The organism is Psychrosphaera sp. (genome assembly GCF_982872775.1).
In genome coordinates this window covers 1-17,391 of the sequence record NZ_CEYNSH010000030.1, presented here as the reverse complement: position 1 = coordinate 17,391, position 17,391 = coordinate 1, and the positions used below count along the sequence as shown (strand labels likewise).

The window sequence follows — 17,391 nt, the reverse complement described above, 5'->3', positions numbered from 1 at the left end:
ATCACCAACAAACTAGCCGAAGCCAAAGTAGAAATAGACGAAGCCCGCCTAGAGCAAGAACTGATTTATTTGGCCCAAAAAACCGACGTTGCGGAAGAACTCGATCGTTTGAAGTCACACGTAAGCGAAACCCAAAAAATCATGAAAAAAGGCGGCGCCTGTGGCCGACGTCTCGACTTTATGATGCAAGAGTTTAATCGCGAATCAAACACTTTAGCGTCTAAGTCAATCAGTGCTGAGATCACCAACGCAGCGGTTGAGTTGAAAGTGTTGATTGAGCAGATGAGAGAGCAGATTCAAAACATAGAATAATATCCATTAGAGTCCAAACACCTCCGCTATAGCCCAGTAATACTGGGCTTTTCCATTTTCAACTAGCAAAAAATAAAAACACAACTCTAAAGCATTGATTTTAGGTATAATGTTTTGAGTAAGAGCAGTTAAATACTATTTGTTCGTTTGTATAACCTACCCGCCAAGAATACAAGCGATAGAGCAAAGACTGCTCCGGACGTTGGCTCGGAGACCTTAACGGCAGAGTCTGTCGTTGCTTCATAACCAAACATAGTCACTAGCCCTTGATTTTTATTCGTAACTAAACTTTCGTTATTTGCATTGTTTACATTGATATAACTAAAAGCTTGGCTGAATTCTCCTTGGCTGTAAGTATCGTAAACCAAAGCAGTACCTCCTAAGTCCCCTAATGCTCTGATGCTGAGTAAAAGATCCTCATCAGAACCAATGCTGAAGTCCTGATCACCCACAAACGTAATGAGTTCAGGTTGCTGTAATTCATTTACAAAACTCTGTGAGGAGAAGACTTTATAATCTGCACCTAAGTTCTCATAAAAGTCATTGGTCAGATTATTCACCGAATAATTGTCAACTGATAAAACTAGTTCCCATTCGTTGTTATCAGCCCATTTGTCACTAGTGTTCCCAACAAAAAATGAAACCTCAGAAATTGTAAAGTTATCAGCAAATAATTCGCCATCGTAGACTTGTTGATAGTATTCGGTGCACGCAAAAAGGCAACTAGAGCCTGAATTAGCAGCCCCTCCATCAACTAATAAACCAGCGTGACTTTTGATCGGTGCAATAAAAAAGATTAGGGCAATGAAAGAGGCAAAAAGCGTAATTGTTTGTTTCGACATTATGTGGTCCCTGTTACAACTATCCAAATTAGTTAAAAGCGCAGCTAACACTGATAAACAGTACTACTTATGCGCCGAAGAATAATTACTTATCCCTAAAATGTAAACACAGGACTTTGAGCAAATTCAAAAATTCTAAATAAAAATCTGTCCTAATATCAACAAACGATTTAAAACAACTATCTTCAATTTCCAGTTCGCTTTGTAGTTAATTTCAAACTTTGCTAAAGTCACGGGCCAATTTTTTATCAGCCCGAAAAACATGGACGCTAATTTTTACCAAGCTTCTATTTTTTGCATTATTTAAGCTTTATGGACCTATGCTGCAGAATATTCTTTCTTTTGCTCGACTAACATCGAAAGCCAATTATTTACAAATATCACGTAAAGATCGTTGCTATTTTGTCATGAAAAACACCTTTAAAGATCCAGTATTAAAGGCTGGACCGCGTGTGATCTCTGACGAATACAAGGTGTTTTCGAATTATATAGTTTTTACCCTTCGAGCTAAGAATTTAGCAGGTATTACATCGCCTGTTCAGGCTGTGTATGTTCAGGATGGCGAGAAAGTAACGCATATGCGTACTCACCTTCGTAATCGCGGAGCGCAATACCACAATATTCGTTTTGCACGTAAAATCGGTGATACTTTATTTTCGTTTCGCAATACCACATCCAAATACGAACGTTTGGTACTGCAAGCCAAACCTGTTGAGTATTTTGAGACAGATCGTTTCTTTAAGCTAAGTAAAAAAGCAGTTAAAAAATACGCCAAAAGCGAAATGAAATATGTGCTTTTATTTGAAAAACAAATGATGCGTTTTGAAGAAAGTGCCAGCAAGGTATTTGAACGTATCTATAAGCAAGACCATGTCTTTTTTGTTTTAAGTAAAAAAGCACCTTGTTACGACGAAATTAAAGCTAAATACGGCGACAAAATTGTTTCACCAGACGAAGACAGATACATTGAAATGGTGTTCCGTTCTAAGTTCATCATAGGTACGGAAGTACCTATGCACTTACTCTCGCTTAGAAGTCCAAATAAACACATCGGCCTGGAGTTTTGTAAAACGGACAAGCACAAGTTTATTTTCTTGCAACATGGGGTCATGTTTGCGTTATCACTTAATTCCCCATCGCGCAGTTTCTTTAAAAAGAACTTTATCCATTCTCCATATAAGGTAGTGGTTTCGAGTGAACTTGAAGCCAAACACTTTACTGATATGGGCGGGTATAAACGAAAGGACTTATGGAAGACGGGCCTGGCGACGTTTGATGGTAAGAAGATCTCAGCAGATGCAAACAAAGTCGTCGTTATGCTGACCTGGCGCCCATGGGATGAAGCAAAGCCTCTGGCCGAATCAACTTATTGGTCTGCCGTTACTCAAATTTTTAATTCTATTCACAACAAAGAAAACTTAGTATTGGCGCTTCACCCTAAAATGGTAGGTGACCTACAAGACGACCACCCGATGAAACCTTATTTATACCAAGGCGAAATCAATTCATTATTAAACCAAACAAAAGTCTTAATTACTGACTATTCATCGGTTTCGTTTGATGCGTTTTATCGTGGCACTAATTTGATATTTTGGTGGAAAGACAAAGAGTTCTGTTTAAAGAAATACAAGAACACCTTAATGCTTAACGAGCGCAATATTTTCGGTGATATATGTCTAGAGAACGAGACATTACATGACTTAGTTGAGCACAACCGACAAATGCCTCAAAGCGAAGCCTATTTTGCGAAGTACAAGAAAATTGTTGCGCACCACGACGACAACAATACCGATCGCATCATCAGAAAACTAAGACAAGAAAAAGTCATTAACGGCCCGGTACAAAAGGTCGCTTAAAAACAAAAAGCCCAGTTCATATACTGGGCTTTAAATTATTCACAATATTTTACCAATTCACGATTATTCATATCTCAAAATAAGACTTGGACGTTTACTTGAAGCTTTCAATGCAATACCGGCTACTGTTATCCAAGTTACTGAAAGGACAACAATAAAAGCCAGTAAATAAACGTCTGTCGCTTGAGATACTCGTTCATTGAAGTTCGCTAACCAATCTCCTACAACCCAATACGTCAACGGGTAGGCGATCAGAACACTGATAAATACTAATGTTAAGAACTCTTTTGCAATTAGATTTACAATGCTTAAACGAGAAGCTCCTAGCACTTTTCGAACGGCTATTTCTTTTTGTTTTCTGAGTGTTGCGAAAGACGCAAGTCCGTATAAACCAACACAAGTTAGAAAAATAGCCAACCCACTAAAAATAGCCACGATTTTCGAAACGCGACTCTCCTCTTTGTAGAGGGCATTATAGTTTTCAGAGACTTTTTCAATTGTTGGAGTGTAAATATTCAGCTCTTCCGTAACCACAGTACTTATTGAATTAGCGACATTCTGGTACTGTCCCGGCTCAAAGCGCGCTACAATATTGCTTTTGTTTGACCAAGTGTATCCACAGATCAATATTACTGGTGATGTGCTTTCTCTTGCTGAGCCAATTGTTAAGTCTTTAATAACCCCGGTTATGATCATGGTCATTTCACCACGTGAATTATTAGGTGCACGCCATTGCTTGCCAATTGCATCCTGCGGTTCGGTATAACCCGCCATCTTTGCCAACGATTCAGTAATAACAATGCTCGCCTTGCCATTTTCTTTTGTACGAGTGTACCAGTCAGCACCAAAAGAGGGATTAAAATCTCGGCCGGCAATGAGCGTCAGACCTAAGGTTTCTGCCGCATTATAACCAACGCCAATAAATGGAATAACAGTTTCATCTAGTACACCATTATCTGAGGTCACACTTGAGCTCGTATTAAAAGAGCGAGTTAACGATGAGTCGATGAGACTTACTGAGTCAATACCTTCAATACCATTGATTCTAGATAGGATACCTGGACTCTTCTCGGTAAATAGTAGGTTCGACGGTAAATCAACGACTTCAAGTCTTTGCTCTTTTTCGTACCCTACCGACAAATTAGCCAAGTGGTCTATTTGCTGTTGCAGCGTTATAGCTCCAATAATCAGAGAAATAGAAAGGCTCGCTTGAATTGTCAGTAAGCTCTTTCTTACTCTTGTTGCCGTTTTTCCCCTATGCAAATCTCCACTTAGTACCTGTTTGGCAGTGAATGCGGACATGAAGAAAGCAGGATAAGCACCGGCAACCAGACCAATAAACAATACGCTTAGGGTCATGTAAATTCCAAATACAGAAATATAATTCAGTACCAATTGACGGCCAACCATATTGTTAAACCAAGGAAGGAGTGCTTCTACGAATACACAGGCCATTGCAAATGAAAAGAGTGTCACTAACATAGATTCAATCAGAAATTGCGTCACTATTTGTGTTTTGGAAGCCCCTAGTGCTTTTCTAACCCCAACCTCTTTTGCTCGTTTGGCCGATTGTGCAACACTAATATTGATAAAGTTAAACGCCGCTAAACTAATCAGTAAAAAGCTCAGTGAAAAACAAACTATAACGACTGTCATAGAGCCATTCGGTTTAAATTCATATTGAGAATCCGAGTACAAATGAATATCTGATAACCCTGTAAGACCAATAGACACAAAACCAGGATCTTGGCTTGGGTAAACCAAATCATTGTAAAACGCATTCAAGCCAGCCAGGACAGCTTCAGAATCTGCATTTGCTACTAATCGAATATAGGTATAAGAGTTGTTTAGTCGAAAGTTTGGTTGAGCTTCTGTGATCGCACTTAACCCCTCAAACGCAAAATGGGTGTTGTCAGATAAGTCACTAAATACAGCGGCTAGTGTGTAGCGCTCGTTACCTTTCATTATTGTTTGCCCAATCGCATCAATCGTTCCAAAAACTCGTCTCGTCTCAGTTTCGTTTAGTGCTAGGTGGTTTGGTTCGGTTAATGCTAAATTTAAGTCTCCGCGAAGCAGGTTAATATCAACAAATTTTAAAAGATTAGGCGTCGTCGCCATCACATTTTCCAATTTGTAGTAATTATCGTTTTTAAAGTAGTCTCCGTTTAGCTTAGGCGTCACTTGTAAAGTGAAAATCTCTTCGATCTCAGTTGATTGCGTTTTATATTCATTAAGCGCGTCATAATTACTAATTGGACCGCCCATGTTCAATGAAGTAAAAAACTGAGATACCCTAAATGTGCGTTCTGCATTTGGTTGATCAGCGTCAACCTGCAATTCATTTTGAGCATACAAAGCGACCAATATCGCAGCAGCAAGTCCGACACTTAAACCTATAACGTTCAGCATAAAATGTTGTAGATGGTGTCCTATTGCTCTAAAAGCTGTGCTTATATAACTTGTAATCATTACGCCACCTCAACTTTCGACTGCGGAACAGGATTTGATATCATGACCTGGCCGTCTAATAATCTAATAAGGCGATCGGCATAGCTACCCTCTTTTTCAGAGTGAGTTACCATGATTACTGTTGTGCCTTGTGCATTTAATTCCCTCAACATAGCCATGACTTCTTCACCATTCTTTGAATCCAAGTTACCGGTTGGCTCATCCGCCAGGATAAGTTTTGGGTTTATTACGAGAGCCCTTGCAACCGCAACGCGTTGTTGCTGACCACCTGACAACTGCTGCGGCAGATGAGATGCACGATGGTCAATTCCTAAACGTTTTAACACCTCCATCGCTTTTTGATGGCGCTCCTTTTTACCTACGTTTAAATACTGAAGCGGCAGCGCGACATTTTCATACACGGTTAACTCATCAATTAAGTTAAAACTCTGAAATACAAATCCGATTGATGATTTGCGTAACTCAGAAAGCTTACTTTCAGAGAATTGGCTCACATCGACATTATTAAAAAAGTACTGACCTTCAGTCGGAGAATCTAACATACCTAATATCGATAATAGTGTTGATTTACCGCAGCCAGATGGGCCCATAATGGCGACAAATTCACCTTTGTTTATTTCTAGGTTGATATCTTGTAAGGCTGTTGTCTCAACTTCGTCAGTAAAAAACTGTCTAGATAAATTCTTTAGTAAAATCATGATGCTTTCCTTGTTCGGATTTAATTTGTAAATGTAATTGATTGTGCGTTGTCATAGTTTGAATAACTCGAGGTGATAACTTGCTCACCAGGCGTTAAGCCATCTAAAACTTGAAAATAGTGTTGGTTTTTGCGGCCCAATTGAATGGCTCTACGCGTCGCTTGAGTACCATCAGAATTCAAAACAAACACCCACTGACCGCCGCTAGAGTTAAAAAATGCCCCCTTAGGAAGTAGTATTTCGCTTTCTTGAGTTGGTGTCAGTAACAACTCAGCATCTAAGCTCTGGCCGCGTTTTAAATTATTAAGTTCTGTTGGCAACGCAACTTCAATACTAAATTGTGATTGTTCGACTTGGCTGTCTACTTTAGTAACTTCAACCTCTATCAATTGTTCGCCGATATTTAGTTGTACCGGCAAGCCTAGGCGAACTTGACTCAGGTAGTACTCATCTAAATCAATGACAAGTTTGAACTTCCCTGGGATGTCAATTTGACCTAAACGGCTTCCTCTATTTTTAGACTCACCGACCTCAACGTTTAACTCGCTTAAATAACCACTAACAGGTGCAGTAATTAATAAGTCAGTAAGATTTTTACGAGCAAAAACGAGATTGTTTTGCAGCATTTTGGCACTGTCTTCTAATTGGCTGATCTGCAATTTACGGATACTATTCTCTTGCTCTTGACGCTCAATCGTTAATTCCCTTTTTTTCTTAAAATAATCAAGATTTTCTGTCAGTTCATCAAGTTGTTCTTGTGCCAATAAGCCCTGTTTATGTAAGACTTTCGACTGTCTGAGTTGACGATTTAAATGGTTAAGCTGATGATCGATCTCGATCAGATCACGTTTGAGGTTTAGTCGGTTAGTCTCCATCGTCATTTGAGTATTTCTTAAGAAGTTAAGCTGCTCGGTTACTTGTGCTTCTCGACTCATCACGTCGAGCTGTAAACTCGTATTGCTTAATTGAACAAGTGGCTGACCTTTTTCAACATACATACCTTGTTCGACTAGACGTTTTTCTACACGTCCACCTGAAGTTGTATCTAAAAATACAGTTCTGTCAGGCTCGACTCTTCCTCGTAAACCAAGCGAATGTTTAAACTCGCCTTTTGTAACAGGTTTAATGGTTATGCTCGCTCTATCAACGTTTTGAGTAGAGGTTGAAGTAAATGAGATTCCTCGCCCGATGACACCAACAGTAATAAGCGCAAGAGTTAACAATACAATTGCTTTGGTTGAACGTTTTAATCGCTTCGGCGCTCTCTTTTTATCCATCTTCACAGTCTCGATTTGTTAAATTCAATTTAATAAAACACAAACCATGCCACAAAATTAAACCAGTAAAAACAAAGGTTTAACCGGAGTAAAAGTCATAAGAAAAATGAGACTGTCCATCTGTGGACACACACATTTTGTTACTGTCCAAAAATGGACATTCCTGAGGTATTTAAGTAACCTAACTTCAATGTAAAAAGGAATATTTATGAAACAAGCTGGCTCCATCCTAGTCGTCGATGACAATCCAGACATTCTCATCGCAACAAAACTCCTACTCAAAAAGCACTTTGATTCGATTACTACAACTGACTCTCCATTTGAAATTGAGAATATTCTCAAGACAAGTCCTGTTGACGTTATTTTATTAGATATGAATTTCACCAGGGACTCGATTAGCGGAAGCGAGGGATTTTATTGGCTAAAAAAAGTTATCGCGCAAGCCCCAGAGACAGCAGTTGTATTAATGACTGCTTATGGAGAAATCCAACTTGCCGTTGATGCGATTAAACAAGGAGCGACGGACTTTTTACCCAAACCTTGGAAAAACGAAGAGTTACTCGCCTGTATTACCGCTGCCTTGGGCCATGCCAAAGACAAGAAACAAGTATCACGTCTAAAACGTCAAGCCCATGGACTTAGCGCAGAGCTAAACAACAGTCCCTTCGAATTTATCGCCAACAGTGACGTTATGATAGGGGTGATTGAGACAATTAACCGTGTCGCCAAAACTGATGCGAACGTATTAATTACTGGCGAGAGTGGGACTGGAAAAGAAATGGTTGCTCAAGCTATCCATCAGAATAGCTTACGTGCCAACGAAGCCTTCATTAGTCTCGATATGGGAGCCATAGCACCTTCTCTTTTTGAAAGTGAACTGTTTGGTCACAAAAAAGGAGCGTTTACCGATGCTAAATCTGATCGCATAGGTCGGTTTGAACTTGCCTCTGGGGGCAGTCTCTTTTTAGATGAGCTGGCAAATTTGCCAATCGAGCACCAGGTAAAAATGCTAGCAGCATTACAAAATAGGACAGTCACCCCTGTTGGAGCCACATCGTCTGTTGATGTCGATATTCGGTTGATTAGTGCGACGAATGACAACCTAAGTAATGCTGTAACTGAAGGTCGATTCAGACAAGACTTACTCTATCGAATAAATACCGTTGAGATTTCACTGCCTCCTCTGCGCGAGCGAAAAACTGACATACCGCTTTTAGTCAATTATTACCTAGATTACTTTTGTCGAAAGTACGAAAGAGACTTAAAAGTAACGCCAGAAACCATTTCAAAATTATCCGAATACAATTGGCCTGGAAACGTCAGAGAATTATCACACATGATTGAACGTGCAGTTATTTTATCTGACTCATCAGTGCTTGATATGGGACTCGTTTTACCCTCCAACAGCAACATTGAGCATAAAGAAAATCACCGCCTCTTATCAGATAACAATTGTTTTGATTTAGAAGTGGTAGAAAAGCAGACAATTCGTGATGCTTTAAAACACTTTCAAGGTAATGTCAGTCATGCTGCTAATGCGCTTGGTCTGACTCGGGGCGCTTTATATCGCCGCTTAGATAAATACGGATTATAGCCATGCCAAACTCAGTATTTAAAATCAGCCTGGTATTATTGTGCTTAGTATTAACAACAATAGCGATGACGTACTCGGTGTTGGCAATTGAAAACTACGCTTTACAAATTGTTTTGTGCTTCATCTTGTTTGCATTAAGCTTTTTTACTGTCAGTCTGTTTACTAATCAGCATCACCCAGCTCAAATAGTGTTAACGGCGTTAACTAATGGTGATAATTCGATAAGTTTACCCAAGTCGCACCCTTCTCATGGATTATATAACGACGTTCGAGACCAATTACTCACCGCCCGGCTCAAAGCTGAAGAGCAAAGTCAGTTCATGAATGCACTGATGGTTCATATTGATATGGCCGTTATAGTTCTTGATTCAAACGGGTTGATCATAAAGAAAAACCCTGCAGTGCAAAAGCTATTAGGATTAAAAATTGACCGATTAGAGCAACTCGAACACATAGGAGATTTTGTAGAAAGCGCCAAGGAAAGCTGCCGTACAACAGCTCCGTGGAGTAAAAACAACAAACAGGACACCCTGTCAGTTCAAGTCAGTTGTAATACACTTCAAGGTGCGAATTTAAAGATCATCACTTTACAATCGATTCACGGACTATTATTAGCCAAAGAACAACAAGCTTATAAGCGCCTATCTAAAGTTTTGACTCACGAAGTTGCCAACTCAATCACACCTTTAGCGTCGATGGCTGAAACGTGTTTAGAGCTTATTCCAACGGACACTGAGTTTGATTATGAAAACAGACAAGACCTAACCTTGGCACTAAAAACCATTGAAGCTAGAACACATAATTTAGGTAAGTTTATTTCTCAGTTCCGCTCTATAAGTAACTTACCTCAGCCTGAATTAACTCCTCAGAGGTTACAACCCATCATTGAAAGAGTTATTGCACTTTACCAAAGCGTCCTTATCGAGAGTAAAATTGAAGTCATCACCAATTACGACAGTGAAAATCTAGTAATGTTAGACGTAAACCAAATAGAGCAAGTTTTAATAAACCTGACCAAAAACGCTATCGAGTCTCTAAACACAGCGAAAAAGGTTAAAAAATCGCTTACCTTTTCTATTTTTGCAGACAACACCGGGCAGTTAATGGTTGAAGTTTCAGATAACGGAACAGGGATTCAAGATTCTACAAAAAATATGTTGTTCACACCGTTTTTTACCACAAAGCAAGGTGGTTCAGGAATTGGTTTAGCACTGAGTAAACAAATAATGGTAGGGCACGGAGGTGACCTGATTGTCACCTCTCATAACGAGTTAACTACATTTTGTTGTGTGTTTAGTTAACCCTGGCTTGCCTCCAGCGCTTGTGAAATATCACTCAAAATATCGTCTATGTGTTCGATGCCAACAGAAATTCTGACCATATCTTCACTGACACCCGCTGAAGCGAGTTCTTCTGGGTTAAGTTGACGGTGTGTGGTGCTTGCAGGGTGACATGCAAGAGATTTGGCATCACCAATGTTCACAAGTCGTAAAATAAGCTTAAGTGAATCAATAAATTGTGCACCAGCTTTGCTGCCACCTTTGATACCAAAACTAATAATACCGGATGCTTTACCGCCAGTGATCTTTTGGCAAGTTTCATAATATTCACTTGATGCTAATGCCGCATAATTAACCCAATTCACCGCTGGGTGTTGTTGTAAAAACTGCGCCACCAGCTCGGCATTTTGGCAATGACGTTCGATGCGAAGAGATAGCGTTTCGAGACCTTGTAACAAATTGAATGCACTTTGTGCAGAGAGCGTCGCACCTGTATTGCGAAGTGGTACAACTCGGCATCGACCTATATAAGCAGCCGGTCCAAGTGCGTCGGTATAGACGACGCCATGATAGCTCGGATCAGGAGTAGTTAGAGACGGAAACCTTTTGCTATTAGCTTGCCAATCAAACTTACCAGAGTCGACTATCACGCCCCCTACTGTCGTCCCATGACCACCTATGTATTTTGTTAAGGAATGAACGGCAATGTCGGCTCCGTGATCAAATACACGACACAAAATTGGTGTAGCAACTGTATTATCAACAATTAGCGGGACACCTGCAGCGTGGGCGATATCGGCCCACTTCTGAATATCAACCACGTTCCCCGCTGGGTTACCAATCGACTCACAAAATACCGCTTTGGTGTTTTCATCAATCGCTTGGGCGAGCCCTTCATAATCTGTCGCAGCGATAAACTTGGTGGTAATGCCCTGCCTTGGAAAGGTATGTGCAAAGAGGTTGTAAGTACCGCCATATACCTGTCCAACACTGACAATATTACTACCCACTTCTGCAATCGCTTCAATAGCGTAACGAATAGCCGCCATCCCTGAACTCACCGCAAGTGCGCCAACGCCACCTTCTAATTCAGTCAAACGTTGCTCTAACACAGCATTAGTCGGATTCATGATCCGGCTGTAAATATTACCTTCAACTTTGAGATCAAATAAATCAGCGCCGTGCTGAGTGTCATCAAAAGTAAATGATGTGGTTTGGTAAATGGGTGTCGTGGCTGCTTTTGTGGTTGCTTCACTTTGGTAGCCGCTGTGAAGTGCGATAGTTTCTGCTCTCATAATTCAAGGTTCCGTTTTTGGTTACTGATACGCCAAACAAACATCTAGACGTCTATACACCCAAAATAGAATAAATTAAAAATTAGTCAAGTCTAAATTCCCCATATCCCATCAGAACAACGTGATAACTGTAGCCAAAAGAGAAATTAAGCTTAACGAGCAAATACGGCCACGACTCCCAAGCCACAACAAACTAGAATAATTTACCCAGAAAAATCAATTTATTAAAAATAACGACCCAATAGAGTCAATTTGCTAATGGCTATTTCCTGAACTAATATCAATGTCGCATCCGGATTTCACTTGGGTGCTATTGGTAAACTGCCTATGGGCAGTCGTAGGATTAATAAAATAATTAATACTATTTTTTCATTTTGTAGAAAAAGTCTATCAATAGTGAGTATCAAGGGACTTTCCTCATTTTGAATCGATTATTTCTACCTAACTATAAGTAAAACTAAAGTGGGTGTAATAATGAATCATATTTTTAAAATGTCAGCAGTATCTCTAATTGTCCTATCAATGATTGGCTGTGGAAGCAGTAACGATGACGATAATCAAGACACCGTCGCATCGGCCGATCTCGATGTTCAAGTCTCAGGTCTGCCATCAGACGTCTCAGCCGACATTGATATAACTGGACCAGATAATTTCTCCACAACCCTAACCGAAGGCGAGGTTATAGCGGACCTTCCTGCGGGACAATACACAATAACCGTCAATAACGTCACCAGTGATGGTGTTACATATAGCTTTGAAAGTGAGGTGCAAACCGTCACTTTAGTCGCCGGTCAATCACTAACCGTTAATATTCAGTATCAAGCCCCTGCATCAGCTCAAGGTAAAATCACTGGTTTTGGAAGCGTTTATATCAACGGGGTTAAATTTGAAACCGAACAAGCAACCGTTGTAAACAATGGGGAATCATCAAGTGAAGATACCTTAGAAGTAGGTATGGTTGTAAAAATTAAAGGTAAAATTGATGGTGATGGTCAAACAGCCAGTGCAACGGCCATTGAATACCAAGCCAACGCTGAAGGGCCAATTACGAGTGTAAACCTAGCAAACAACAGTTTCACTTTGTTGGGCCAGACTTATTTTACTGACGAGTTCACTGAATTTGACGGCTTTGATTTTAGTATTTTAAACGCCGGAACCTGGGTTGAAGTCAGTGCAATTGAAGATGCTGACGGCAATTATGTTGTGACTCGTATCGAATTAGAAGAAGACGAGCAAGAAATCACACTAGTCGGTGAAGTTTCAGAACTCGATTCAACCGCAATGACGCTAAGTATAGGTGCGCAGTCAGTTGATTACTCTAGTGCCGAAGTCGAAGGTGAACTAGCCATTGGCGCTGAAGTAAAAGTAGAGTCAAACTCGGCCATCACTGATGGTGTATTGATAGCAAACGAAATTGAAGTCGAGGCACAAGCTGAACTTGATGGTCAAGTTGTTTACTTTGATGGTGAAATTGAATCGTTTACCTCAGAATCTGAATTTGTTGTTGATGACATGACAATAACAACAAACAGTGACACTGAGTTTAAAGGTGGTACAGCAGCCGACTTGGCTGAAGATGTAGAGGTCTCGATTAAAGGTGCCTTTGTCGATGAGGTATTCATTGCTCACCAAATCCGACTAGACCTAGATACTCAAATAAAAGTAGAAGGGTTTGTTGAGTCCACCGATGTAGATGCTAACTCCGTCGTTATTCTTGGCACAACCGTTATCACCGATGAATACACACAGTTTATTGATGTTTCCTCGGCTAAAGAAAGAAGATTTAGAATCGATGATATTCTTATTGACGATAAAATCGTCGTCAAAGCGTTTGAAGTAGAAGGTCAGCTATTGGCTAGACAACTAAAACGCACCAAAACGGCCGCTGAAGTAGATAAGGACAATGACACTATCAGTCTAGAAGGTAAACCAACAAATATTGAGCAACCTGAATTCACTATAAAAGGTGTGACCGTTTCGGTTACCGAAGCAACAGAAATAGAGCAACCAAATGGCTATGAACTTACCTCGTCAGAATTCTTTGCCGAATTAACGACAGATACAAGAGTTGAAGTGGAAAGTGTTTCTCAAGACGACGGCTCAGTTTTGGCTCTTGAAATAGAAATTAAAGCTGGCTCTGATGATGAGATGGACGACGACAATGAAGTAGAAATTTCAGGTGTTGTTGACTCTCAACTATCAAGCTCTGAGTTTACTGTTAATGGTCATAGCGTGATTACAAACAGCACAACTCGTTATAAAGATGGCGGCCCAGATCAGTTAGTCATTGATGCCGAAATTGAGCTAAAAGGCTACCTGACTGAAGACGGTGTCATTGTCGCCCAGAAGATTGATTTTGAAAGTGACTCCGAAAGCCACCGTGAAGTTGATTTAGAGGGCGTGATATCAGAGTTTACCGATGCTTCAAACTTTAGCATTGGCGAACAAGCTATTAGCACAACAGAAACAACCGAATTTGAAAATGGAACCGCGGATGACTTATCGCTAGATATAGAAATCGAAGTTGAAGGTGAAATTAACAATGACGGTGTCTTAGTGGCGAGTAAAGTTGAATTTGAATCTGAAAGTGAAACGTCATTAGAAGGCACTATTACAGATTTAATTTCCGATAATGGTTTCGTTGTTAATCAACAAGAAGTCTTATTTAACAGTGAAACTGAGTTTAAAAATAGTAGTTCCGAAATGATCGCAGTTGGCGTGACTATTGAAGTTGAAGGTCAACTGGACAGTAATAATGTGTTAGTTGCTTCTAAAATTGAATTTGCAGAGCCGGAAGAAGCTGAAGTGAAAGGTGAAATTTCCGTATTCAGCTCAACAAACAATTTTGAAGTAAATGGACAACTAATTATTACAGATGAGTTTACCGTTTATAAAAATGGCACCGCCGAAGATTTGGCTTTGGATGTTGTTATTGAAGCGGAAGGGTATTTAGATCAAAACGGCGCACTTGTTGCGACCAAAATTTCCTTTGAATAACTCTTATACGTAAGTTTTAGGGCTAGCTTATCGCTAGCCCTTTTTGTTTAACAATAAGTCAACTCCCTTCACCGTGCTTTAATTCTAGATATTAATCCCCACTTACTAACGACGAAACCAACAAACGGGAGCCTTATGCTTAACTTTACATTTAAAAACCAAACCGAAATTCTTTTTGGCAAGGGTCAGATCACGAAAATCGTGTCACGTATTCCTACACAAGCGAATGTGCTCTTTTTATATGGCGGTGGTTCAATCAAAAATAATGGTATTTATGATCAAGTCATGAATGCACTTAACGACGAAGCGCTTGATGCAAACGTATTTGAGTTTAGCGGTGTAGAGCCGAACCCTTCATACGAAACACTCATGGAAGCTGTTGAAGTCGCTCGACGTGAAAACGTCACCTTTATCATGGCCGTTGGTGGAGGTAGTGTTATCGACGGTGCTAAATTTGTTGCCGCAGCCAAAGACTTCGAAGGAGAACCTTGGGACATATTAGCTAAAGGCGCTTCTTTTGAATCTCCGTTACCAATTGGTGCAGTTTTAACACTTCCAGCGACAGGCTCGGAGAGCAATGGCAATTCGGTTGTCACCAAAAAAGCAACGTCTCAAAAACTAGGGTTTTCTTCTGAGTCTGTACAACCTAAGTTTGCTGTATTAGATCCAGAATACACATTCTCATTACCAACGAAACAGATCAGTAACGGTGTTGTTGATGCATTTGTTCATGTTATCGAACAATACCTGACGTATCCGGTTAATGCGCCAATCCAAGATCGCTTTGCCGAAGGCATCATGCAAACCTTAGTGACAGAAGGACCAAAAGGTCTAGCAACGCCTAAGGACTATGATGTACGAGCGAACATTATGTGGTCTGCAACGATGGCCCTAAATGGCCTAATTGGCCGTGGTGTTCCTCAGGACTGGGCAACTCATATGATTGGTCACGAGCTAACCGCTTTGTATAATTTGGACCATGCTCAAACACTGGCAATTGTGTTACCCGCATTAATGCAGGTACAGCAGTCGTCTAAAAAGGAAAAGATCTTACAGCTAGGACAGCGTGTGTTCGGACTGACCTTCACAGGCGCGACCGAACAACAAGCCGTTCGTGAAACTATTTTGGCTGTTGTGAACTTCTTCGAAACAATGGGCGTCAAAACGAAAATGTCAGATTATGATTTACTAGGTGACAGCACAGAACAAGCGATTGATAAGCTGGTCGCGAACTTAGAAAAGAATGGCATGACAGAGCTTGGCGAACACGGTGATATCGATCTAAGCAAAGCAAGGGAGATTTTGTCACTCGCTGCATAAGCCCCTATAAGTCTTTACTATAATTTTGTTACCTATTGCCTATTTGGATTTAGCTCTTTTGCTCAAAAAAGGTGCTAGTCTTAAGACATTGAATTTAAATAGGCATAGGTTTTATGAGTCAGTTTTTTTCTACCAATAAACTTTCAAACGCGTTTCAATTTTCACTTTTATCGGCATTACTATTTTCCGGCGCTTCAATAGCCTCTAATTGGAGTACTACCGAAATGCACCTTCAGTATGGTGACCTAGATCAGCCATTTGATGGGGTACCTGGCAGTAGCGCAAATACCACTATTATTACCTTACAACATGCTAGTGGTTGGGATTATGGCAGCAACTTCTTTTTCGCTGACTACAGCAGTGTTGGAAGTAATGACGCTCTTTACTTAGAGTGGTACCCAGCCTTCAGTAGCAAACAAATATTCGATGTTTCGTATGGTGGTCTACTTAAAGATGTCAGTTTTGTTATGGGTTTCAATGCCGCTCCCGAGTCAGATATTCTAAAGTATTTACCAGGAGTGCAATTGGCACTTGATGTCGATGGTTTTCAATTCTTAAACGTATTGGTCACTGGTTATATTGACGATAATGAAGGGATTGTTAATGGTGGTGCACCTCGTGAGAAAAACAGTTGGATGGTGGATGTATCATGGCGCTACCCGATTATGACAGACAGCCATCGATTTTATCTTGAAGGTCACGCCGAATACATCAACCGCAGAAAAACAGAGTTATCTACACCACAAAACGACATTGAAACCAAGAGTTGGGTTCTCGCACAATTACAAGTTCGTTGGGATGTAGGTCACGCCCTTGCATGGAAAAAAGACACATTATTTGCTGGTATTGAATATCAATATTGGAACAATAAGTTAGGTACCGATGAAGATGAAAATGCGGTGCAACTGTTAGGTGTCTGGCGTTTTTGATTTTGAAGATGACTTTTTGTCTTCGTACATGCGAGCGTCAGCTTCATTTAACAGCTCATCCAAGTTGGCGGCGTCGTCAGGGTAAACCGCAACACCGACGCTCGTGCCAACGATTACCTCACCGGTGTCTGTATCAATAGGGGTCAGTACCGCTTCGACCATGCGTGATTTGGCTATCGCGAGCTGCCCGTTATTCTGAATATCAGTCAACATCACAACAAACTCATCACCACCTATTCTCGCAACACAATCTGTTTTTCTGGCCAGCTTTCGTAATCTATTTGAAGTCACAACCAACACATGGTCACCTACTTGATGCCCATAGGTATCGTTAATCGGCTTAAATTTATCTAAATCAAAGTACAAGCAAACGACTTTAGATCCATGCCTGTCAGCTCTTGCAAACTCTTGTTCAACAAATTTTATTAAGGCATTCCGATTCGAAAGCCCAGTTAACTGATCGGTTTCAGCAAGTTGTAAAATTTTATTTTCGGCTTTAACCCGCTTCGAAATATCAAAGTT

General features: G+C 40.4%; 13 protein-coding genes. 7 read left to right on the top strand and 6 right to left on the bottom strand.

The window, feature by feature from the left end; genetic code table 11:
• Nucleotides 1-312 (top strand): endoribonuclease YicC domain-containing protein (locus AC4E96_RS09895; protein WP_490255703.1); only part of this gene is annotated, 312 nt, incomplete at its 5' end.
• A 128-nt stretch (nucleotides 313-440) separates the two neighbouring features.
• Here AC4E96_RS09895 and AC4E96_RS09890 read toward each other — a convergent pair.
• Complete coding sequence (locus AC4E96_RS09890) at nucleotides 441-1,154, bottom strand: hypothetical protein (RefSeq protein ID WP_490255702.1); 714 nt, start codon at nucleotides 1,152-1,154, stop codon at nucleotides 441-443.
• A gap of 407 nt (nucleotides 1,155-1,561) precedes the next feature.
• Between AC4E96_RS09890 and AC4E96_RS09885 the strand changes: the two genes are divergently transcribed.
• Entirely contained in the window at nucleotides 1,562-3,010 is a 1,449-nt protein-coding gene (locus AC4E96_RS09885) for a CDP-glycerol glycerophosphotransferase family protein (protein ID WP_490255701.1), read from the top strand.
• A 63-nt stretch (nucleotides 3,011-3,073) separates the two neighbouring features.
• Here AC4E96_RS09885 and AC4E96_RS09880 read toward each other — a convergent pair whose 3' ends face one another.
• From AC4E96_RS09880 to AC4E96_RS09870, 3 genes are read right to left on the bottom strand one after another with little or no spacing between them, the layout of a single operon-like run.
• A complete protein-coding gene (locus AC4E96_RS09880) occupies nucleotides 3,074-5,479 on the bottom strand; it encodes an ABC transporter permease (RefSeq protein WP_490255700.1) in 2,406 nt (801 codons plus the stop codon).
• Nucleotides 5,479-6,177, bottom strand: coding sequence for an ABC transporter ATP-binding protein (locus AC4E96_RS09875; RefSeq protein ID WP_490255699.1), 699 nt, complete (start codon nucleotides 6,175-6,177; stop codon nucleotides 5,479-5,481). Before AC4E96_RS09875 ends, AC4E96_RS09880 begins: the two co-directional genes overlap by 1 nt.
• A 20-nt stretch (nucleotides 6,178-6,197) precedes the next feature.
• Nucleotides 6,198-7,454: an efflux RND transporter periplasmic adaptor subunit gene (locus AC4E96_RS09870; protein ID WP_490255698.1), complete on the bottom strand. Its 1,257-nt coding sequence runs from the start codon at nucleotides 7,452-7,454 to the stop codon at nucleotides 6,198-6,200.
• Between the two features lie 208 nt (nucleotides 7,455-7,662).
• Between AC4E96_RS09870 and AC4E96_RS09865 the strand changes: the two genes are divergently transcribed.
• The gene (locus AC4E96_RS09865) at nucleotides 7,663-9,048 is read left to right on the top strand and encodes a sigma-54-dependent transcriptional regulator (protein ID WP_490255697.1); all 1,386 of its coding nucleotides are present in this window, start codon (nucleotides 7,663-7,665) and stop codon (nucleotides 9,046-9,048) included.
• A gap of 2 nt (nucleotides 9,049-9,050) precedes the next feature.
• A complete protein-coding gene (locus tag AC4E96_RS09860) occupies nucleotides 9,051-10,349 on the top strand; it encodes a sensor histidine kinase (protein WP_490255696.1) in 1,299 nt (432 codons plus the stop codon).
• On the opposite strand, the gene AC4E96_RS09855 is transcribed toward AC4E96_RS09860, so the two are convergent.
• Complete coding sequence (locus tag AC4E96_RS09855; protein ID WP_488031719.1) at nucleotides 10,346-11,623, bottom strand: O-acetylhomoserine aminocarboxypropyltransferase/cysteine synthase family protein; 1,278 nt, start codon at nucleotides 11,621-11,623, stop codon at nucleotides 10,346-10,348. The two genes, AC4E96_RS09860 and AC4E96_RS09855, sit on opposite strands and share 4 nt — an antisense overlap.
• A gap of 474 nt (nucleotides 11,624-12,097) precedes the next feature.
• Here AC4E96_RS09855 and AC4E96_RS09850 point away from each other — a divergent pair, with 474 nt between their 5' ends.
• From AC4E96_RS09850 to AC4E96_RS09840, 3 genes are all read left to right on the top strand, one after another.
• Nucleotides 12,098-14,620 carry a DUF5666 domain-containing protein gene (locus tag AC4E96_RS09850; RefSeq protein ID WP_490255695.1) on the top strand — a complete coding sequence of 841 codons (2,523 nt, stop codon included), beginning with the start codon at nucleotides 12,098-12,100 and terminating at the stop codon, nucleotides 14,618-14,620.
• 135 nt (nucleotides 14,621-14,755) lie between these two features.
• Complete coding sequence (locus AC4E96_RS09845) at nucleotides 14,756-15,940, top strand: iron-containing alcohol dehydrogenase (RefSeq protein WP_488031721.1); 1,185 nt, start codon at nucleotides 14,756-14,758, stop codon at nucleotides 15,938-15,940.
• Between the two features lie 113 nt (nucleotides 15,941-16,053).
• Nucleotides 16,054-16,869, top strand: coding sequence for a hypothetical protein (locus AC4E96_RS09840; protein ID WP_488031722.1), 816 nt, complete (start codon nucleotides 16,054-16,056; stop codon nucleotides 16,867-16,869).
• Here the strand turns inward: AC4E96_RS09840 and AC4E96_RS09835 are convergent.
• On the bottom strand, nucleotides 16,849-17,391 hold a 543-nt coding region (locus AC4E96_RS09835; protein ID WP_490255694.1), incomplete at its 5' end, for a diguanylate cyclase domain-containing protein. The two genes, AC4E96_RS09840 and AC4E96_RS09835, sit on opposite strands and share 21 nt — an antisense overlap.